This is a genomic window from Mesorhizobium sp. M0437, assembly GCF_040321335.1.
GTDB lineage: Bacteria > Pseudomonadota > Alphaproteobacteria > Rhizobiales > Rhizobiaceae > Mesorhizobium.
In genome coordinates this window covers 54,943-61,101 of sequence record NZ_JAMYRK010000039.1, presented here as the reverse complement: position 1 = coordinate 61,101, position 6,159 = coordinate 54,943, and the positions used below count along the sequence as shown (strand labels likewise).

The following is a 6,159-nucleotide window of genomic DNA, read 5'->3' as shown; positions in this document are numbered from 1 at the left end:
GGGTTGATTCACCAAAAAAGCCCGCCGCGCAGCTCGGGCGGCGGGCTTTTCCGTACCCAGCTCCAGCGTCTGCAAATCGCAAATCAAGGTCCGTCTTCGGGGCGAGGAGTGAGCACGGTATGATCGATGGTGTCGGGCAGGCAGGGACTGGGCAGGCAGCTTGTTCGGACTGACGCGGTGGTCATGGCATCGATATCCGTAACCAGCACCATTCTCGCGTAGTGCCGCGGCCACAGCGGCTCTCCAAACAGGACGAAGACGCCGCCAATCATCAAGGCCAGCAACATGAGTGCCGTAACATTTGCAAATATCTCGCCGTAGCGCATGAAGGCAGCCTGTCCCGTTCGGAAAGCGATTTCAGCCTGTGACAGCGGCGACCAGGACGGCGCCGAAGGCCGGCGCTACTGTCCTTGGCGCGCCGCAAATGCCGCCTTTCATTGGGTCCTCCCGAACAAGCCGGATAAACAACGGCACTCTCGGTGCTTTGTTCCCGGCTGTGTGGCCCGACGACAGCCGCTTCACTCAGCCCGATGTGGCGCGTCTTCTGTCGGCGAAACTGCCTGCGCTCTCATTGATGGGCGGCAGCGAGGTCCTTGACGTGACGTTCGTGCATTTGCAGCACCGGCAGCGTCTTCTTGGCAAACTCCTTCATCGCCGGATCGTCGCCAGAATTCGCGTAAGCGGAAAACAGCGCCACCGCTTCCTTATGCGCCTGGGTCTGCATGTCGATATATTTTCGATTGGAAACTGTCCCCGCTGGCCTCCTTGAGTTGGTCGGAGAGCGCGCGAAGCTTCCGTGGAGATCGTTCGCCAGTCTCAGAACTGCCTGACGTCTCAGGACCCGCCACTCATCGAGCGCGCCGCCGGCGACTACGGCTGGGCGACGGTCACCGCCATCAATATAGCGATTGGCCGTACCGCGCCGGCGGAGCTTCTGGATAGCCAGGACCCGCAATGCGCAGCGCCCTTGTCCGGGCTCTGAACAGAGCCGGCGAGGATGCGTGAGGAGCGGCTGCGTGGGTGAGATGTCCGAGCCATCCCAGCGTTGACGCCGATCCCGGGGCCGTTCGGCACGGTTTTCGGCAGCGGGCTCGCGCGGGTCTCGCTCCAGATCGTCGCGGGCAGCCGGAGGGTCTGGTTGTGCCATCATCAGAGAGCGCCAGTTTTCGCCTGTGTCGTTCGGTCTAATAGTCCGTCATTCGGTGCCGATGATCAGCCGGGTGGAGAAAGTTGTGCGCACCGGTCGGCTGCAGATCCTGACGGGCTCGACGGTGCAGACCCCGCTCGGCGTTCCGATCTTCCTGCTCGCCGTCGTTATCGCGCTGCTGATTCCCTTCGGGAATATCCTGCCGGTGCTCTCACTGGTAGTCTTGGCCGTCGCATTGATGGAACGCGACGGTCTCGTAACCCTGATTGGACTGCTGCTCGCCTCGACGTCGTTTGTCGCGACTGCGGCTCTGCTTGTTGTTGTGGCATCAGCGGTCCCGACGTCCTAAGCGCGAGATCACGGGCGCGTCGTCAGGCATGGAGTCCGAGACCGGCCGCTCACTGACGGCCCAGGCCTGCTCTTCGACATTTTCATCTGCCTCAAGTCTGCGCCGCAACTCGCTCATCACGCGGTGCGTCATCTGAACATCCTCAATCGAAATATGACCTGCCACATAGGCAACAACCATGTCGGTACCCGCAGAGCCATAACGCCAGTAATAGCAGTTTCTAAAAGGGTCCAGAATGTTTGGTCGAACTACCGAGCGGGGATTCGTAACCAGCTCGCTAAGTTCCCCGTGCCGCTCACGATCCTATAGGGTTGAACCAGTGGAGAGCCATGCGGCTATTCGCGAAGATCGAACCCGACAAACAGGCCAACGGCTGGCGCAATCTCGACAATAAGTTCGACCAACGCGCAGTCACTTTCCACCAGATTCGGCCCGTCTCGGCGCACCGCTGCGATAGTATCTTTGACGGAGATGATTTGGCCGCGAGGGGCTTGCAGGATTAGCTCGTGAACAAGCTATTTGGCCGTCACCTTATCGGGTCGACAGTCCGTCCAAACGTTCATACGAGGCCTCCCACCTCAGCGAGAACCCAAGCGGCCACTTAGGTCACCTCTCGAACAAATCAATGTTCGAATCGTACTGAATAAAGGACTGAATCTTTGGGAGAAATTCTCCTCCTACGGGGAGAGATACATCTTGGCTTCCTTAGCGGCTGCCTCAAAGGCCTTTCGGACCACCTGAGGGTCAATCGGATCGCCCTCCAGGTCTGACAGGCAGAGGGTCACCGCCTTGTGCCAGCGAGGTCCTCTGCGGGTCCACCTCTTGAGCTGCTCAAGGGCTGCCCTCGCATTGTTGCAGCCATGCCTGTCGCCGGTTTCAGTCTTCACGAACACCGGAGGGACGAACCAATGGGTTGCCATCGAGGGACAATTAGAGGGGGTGGAAATGTTTGGAAGGGATGTCTAAGCCGGTGATCGAATTTGGCTTGTGCGAAGAGCCACACGACCTGCTAATCAGGAAAAAGCATCCCCTCCTCCATGGCAGCGGCTAGGAGCGCCTTGCGGCACTCCTCAGGCTCATCTCGTCGGCAATAACAGCCACGCAAAGGCGCACCGCGAGGTTCCAGTCAGGGCCACGATTGGTCCACTTCAGGAGCTCCTTGGCTGCAGCGTGAACGTGGTGGACCCCTAGCGGAAGCCGTCGTGCTCCGTCTTGACGTACACTGGAGGTGCGAACCAAAGGATTGCCATGGAATTTAGAGAAGGACTTCCTCTGCGACCAGCTTCCGGTCGGGAGCTGGTAAACTTTTTGGCCATCGGCCCTAAACAGAGGACCGTAACATCCCCATCTCCTCGTCTGCGCCGCGGTCGCGGTGAGGGATAGGCGCCCAGCCTGGTTCGGTTTCGCCGTTGCGGAGCCACGGAAAACGGCAGATTCTCTCACGTTGGCGGTGCGGCGGTGGAACGGGGCGACCGAGAACCGCTGTTGCCGTTAAATCTCAGTCTTCGCTGCAGGCCAGCGCGATCAACGTCCACACACATTTCTGAAAGTCTCAGGCTTTAGCAGCCTTCCGCCCGTAGGGATCGCACCATTCGCACGACGACGGGATCGTAGGCGATTTTTTCGGATCTGCTGTAGTTCATTATAAAGAGCGCCGCACCGTCATTGCAGACGGCAATGACGCGTACGTAGCGGATTTGCCCGTCCCTGATACCGGAATAACTGGCCCACGTCGGCTTAACGCGCCGATAGGTCACTTTCCAGCCCGCCTTTTCATCCTCGACAATTCGATGCTCTATTTCGGCGCGGAAACTGGCCTTTCCGAGCCTTGCGCCCCAAACAGCAAGAAAGGCCTCGTTTTTGCCCTGAAAAGCTGCTCCCTGGTCGGAACGCTGAGTTAAAACAAAGCCGGGGGGCGCATCGAATACAAAGCCAAACTGCTTGATGCCGAAGGGCTGCCACTCTTGCGCATAAAGAAGCGTGGTGGAAAATAACAATGAGACGAAGCTAAGCAGCAAGCGGAACATGGCGCTTAATTAGGGTCGAGTAATATACCGTCCATATCATGCCGGAGTTTTTTGCCAAGCCGCCCTAGCATCGGCAAGCTGGGTTAGTCGCAGACGCCGGCGGCGCCGCTTGGCCCGATGTGGCGCCGTTAGTGAGCTGCGGCTGGCCAGCGCCGCCGCACGCAATCGATGGCAAGATTTTGTGGCCGCAGTTGGTCGGCAATCCAAGGCTTACGAGTCCTCGCGTCCAATCCCTGTGCAGATTCCCACTGGAACCAATGCGACCGGGGCCGGTTAACAATCGAAGGGGCCCCCTCGGATCCTGAATGATGGTCGATCTTTTGAACGTGGAGTTGCCTAAAGCCAGGCAGCGCATGAAACGAGTGGAGCTGTCCCTCCAGCGTGCGACCGAAATCCTGGACAAAGACTGCGGCGTCGGCATTAACATCGCGCTGTGCGACAGGATTAGGTCTGCACAACGTCGACTGGCCGAGGCCAGAGAACGTCTGGTCAAGATAGATTCCACCTGCACGGACTGCGGTCTGACACGCTGAACATCCGGCCGCTTGGTGGAGCATCGCAACAGGCCGCAAATTTCCGCGCGATGCGCGCTCAGGGCGGGCCACTGGTATTCCAGAGCTTCCATGCGTCCACAAACCGACGGTTGGAGCGTAAAGGACGAACTCGGCACCGAAATGTCAGGTCGTCCCCCGGTCGCTACCGGCAGCAACAAGGTGGTACCGGAAGTTGTTGCCGATGTGTCGTCGAAATAGCGACCCTGGATGCGACCCGGAACGCGGCAAAGGTCTCCGGCGGAACGCTGTCAAACTCGGTATGCCTTGGCGCTGGCTACAAACCAGACCGAGAGGATTCTTCTTTCCGGATCAGACCCCGTTTTGCGTATGGAGGTGGAGGGCAACTCGGGTCGAGACGGTCAACGAGCGGAGAGGCAGTCGCGTTCCTTGTCTCCGTCCCTCAGCAATCGGCGCAAACGCCGAACATGGAGCTGGCGCTCCTGCGAGGAAGCGGAAAGAGATCGGAGGGTTGTCTGCGGATGCTGCAGCCGCCCACGCGCCCGCTCAAGGCTTAGTTTCTTCCTGGGGAGGAGCTTTTGGGTCAGGACAATCAGGGACGACGGAGTGGTACGCTTCGTTATGGCAGAACGACCGCTTGATCGCAGCCACCTGGAACAGCGTCGAAATCGCAATCATCACCAATATCATCTGTCTCGTGCTTGGTTCGGTCTCACCTTGATCTCGCCGCGCACGCCGCGGCGCGTTGGAGGATGTCATTGGGATTCCTGTGTGAAAAGATGCGGGTAGGATTGCCGATTGGGCCTGTGCGCCCATAGTCACGGCATGAAGGCGGAGTATGTTGAACTGGTTTTGCTGGAGCAATCACTTGCCAATACAGGCGGTATGAATCGGGCGTTTTCCGACCGAGTGGATGACATCGCGGAGAAAACTGGCGGATCCGTCTTGTTCGACGTTCGCGTGGACGGCGATTCTCGCATTCAGAGGATGGCGGCGATTGGGTACGGCGCAAACGACACCGTGGTAGCAATCATGATGGATAAAAACGGACAACTTAGATCCGCGCCGGTGGACGCAGACAACGACTTTCTGGTGGCCGAACTAACCGTGTGGAGTTCGCTGCCGATGGCCGAGCAGGCCTCTGCCAACTACCACGGCGCGGCAGAGAGCTTGCTTGCGAAGCTTCGCAAATCGGGCCGTTTCGACCGGTCTACCTGATCTTTCTCAAAGTCGGATGGCGGTGGCGTGATGGCGAGACACACGGTAGCGCGTCGTGTGGGTCATGTCCCACGAGTCTGAATGTCCCACGAGTCTGAACCAAAAAGAATGTTTGATATCAAGCTCTTTACCGCGTCGGTGGCCCGCAAGGGCGAATTGGGACCTACGAGTTCAGCAATGATGGGCAAATTGTCCGCGTCGGTCTGAACTACCATTTCTAATCACTCTCAGAAATATCAGACCGGCTTTTCTTCTTTAGGGCCGATCTGAACGCTGCCTTCGGCACCGTCGATGGTGGGCTTGATTGTGGCACGGTAGTTGCCGCCCACAAGGATTTTGACGGTGACTGTCCTGGCCGTTCCTTTCGAGTTGCTATTTGAGAGATTGCCCGGAACCGCCGGGCGCGGGTTGCTAAGGCGCTTCCGGGGTCAGCGGCGTCAGCGTTGCCGGCGCCGGAACGATGTCGAAATAGACGGTCGGCGCGGTCACCTCGATCGGGAAGGCCAGCTTCTGCACGCAGGTGTAGGTGAAGCGCGCCTCTTAATGCGCCCGGCCGAGCGCGGTCGCCAGCGGGATGGTGATGGAGCGCTGATAGGTCTCGCGGCCCTCCGGCGGATAGCAATCGATCAGCGGCCGCGCAACTTCGCGTCAACGAGTTCCTTAAGCTTGTCGGTCGGGACGTTCTTGCCATGGTCGATGCCGAGCTGATTCGCCTGCTTGGTGAGGTCCTCGCGTTCCGTGTCGGTGCCCTTGCCTTGGAGGAATTCGTCGGATTGGGACGAATTCTTACCGGCAAAGGGGAACCAGCCGGTTGCCTTGGCAACTTCCACTTCGGCTGCGCTCACGTCGACATCGGCGGTCTGGCCGGATCGAGGAAAACCGGACCGCTGGTGGTGTTGATACCGC

At 59.0% G+C, this 6,159-nt stretch carries 9 protein-coding genes; 3 read left to right on the top strand and 6 right to left on the bottom strand.

Annotation, left to right across the window (positions count from 1 at the left end; translation table 11 throughout):
• Positions 1 to 83 precede the first annotated feature (83 nt).
• Both NKI72_RS22500 and NKI72_RS22495 read right to left on the bottom strand, forming a co-directional pair.
• On the bottom strand, positions 84 to 326 hold the full coding sequence (locus NKI72_RS22500) for a polymerase (protein ID WP_352473088.1): 243 nt from the start codon (positions 324 to 326) through the stop codon (positions 84 to 86).
• A gap of 242 nt (positions 327 to 568) precedes the next feature.
• The gene (locus NKI72_RS22495; protein WP_352850938.1) at positions 569 to 1,150 is read right to left on the bottom strand and encodes a DUF4142 domain-containing protein; all 582 of its coding nucleotides are present in this window, start codon (positions 1,148 to 1,150) and stop codon (positions 569 to 571) included.
• Positions 1,151 to 1,208: 58 nt separating this feature from the next.
• Between NKI72_RS22495 and NKI72_RS22490 the strand changes: the two genes are divergently transcribed.
• Complete coding sequence (locus NKI72_RS22490; RefSeq protein ID WP_502902746.1) at positions 1,209 to 1,496, top strand: exopolysaccharide biosynthesis protein; 288 nt, start codon at positions 1,209 to 1,211, stop codon at positions 1,494 to 1,496.
• On the opposite strand, the gene NKI72_RS22485 is transcribed toward NKI72_RS22490, so the two are convergent.
• From NKI72_RS22485 to NKI72_RS22475, 3 genes are all read right to left on the bottom strand, one after another.
• Complete coding sequence (locus NKI72_RS22485) at positions 1,476 to 1,676, bottom strand: hypothetical protein (protein WP_352850937.1); 201 nt, start codon at positions 1,674 to 1,676, stop codon at positions 1,476 to 1,478. The two genes, NKI72_RS22490 and NKI72_RS22485, sit on opposite strands and share 21 nt — an antisense overlap.
• 497 nt (positions 1,677 to 2,173) lie before the next feature.
• The gene (locus NKI72_RS22480; protein ID WP_352745827.1) at positions 2,174 to 2,416 is read right to left on the bottom strand and encodes a DUF982 domain-containing protein; all 243 of its coding nucleotides are present in this window, start codon (positions 2,414 to 2,416) and stop codon (positions 2,174 to 2,176) included.
• A 639-nt stretch (positions 2,417 to 3,055) separates the two neighbouring features.
• Positions 3,056 to 3,523: a hypothetical protein gene (locus NKI72_RS22475; protein WP_352474337.1), complete on the bottom strand. Its 468-nt coding sequence runs from the start codon at positions 3,521 to 3,523 to the stop codon at positions 3,056 to 3,058.
• Between the two features lie 305 nt (positions 3,524 to 3,828).
• On the opposite strand from NKI72_RS22475, the gene NKI72_RS22470 reads away from it, so the two are divergent.
• Positions 3,829 to 4,056, top strand: a complete 228-nt coding sequence (locus NKI72_RS22470) for a hypothetical protein (protein ID WP_352850935.1) — start codon at positions 3,829 to 3,831, stop codon at positions 4,054 to 4,056.
• Positions 4,057 to 4,860: 804 nt separating this feature from the next.
• Positions 4,861 to 5,253 (top strand): hypothetical protein, encoded by a 393-nt coding sequence (locus tag NKI72_RS22465; RefSeq protein ID WP_353016357.1) that lies wholly within the window; start codon positions 4,861 to 4,863, stop codon positions 5,251 to 5,253.
• 626 nt (positions 5,254 to 5,879) lie between these two features.
• Here NKI72_RS22465 and NKI72_RS22460 read toward each other — a convergent pair.
• Positions 5,880 to 6,098 carry a hypothetical protein gene (locus tag NKI72_RS22460; protein WP_352474340.1) on the bottom strand — a complete coding sequence of 73 codons (219 nt, stop codon included), beginning with the start codon at positions 6,096 to 6,098 and terminating at the stop codon, positions 5,880 to 5,882.
• Positions 6,099 to 6,159 lie beyond the last annotated feature (61 nt).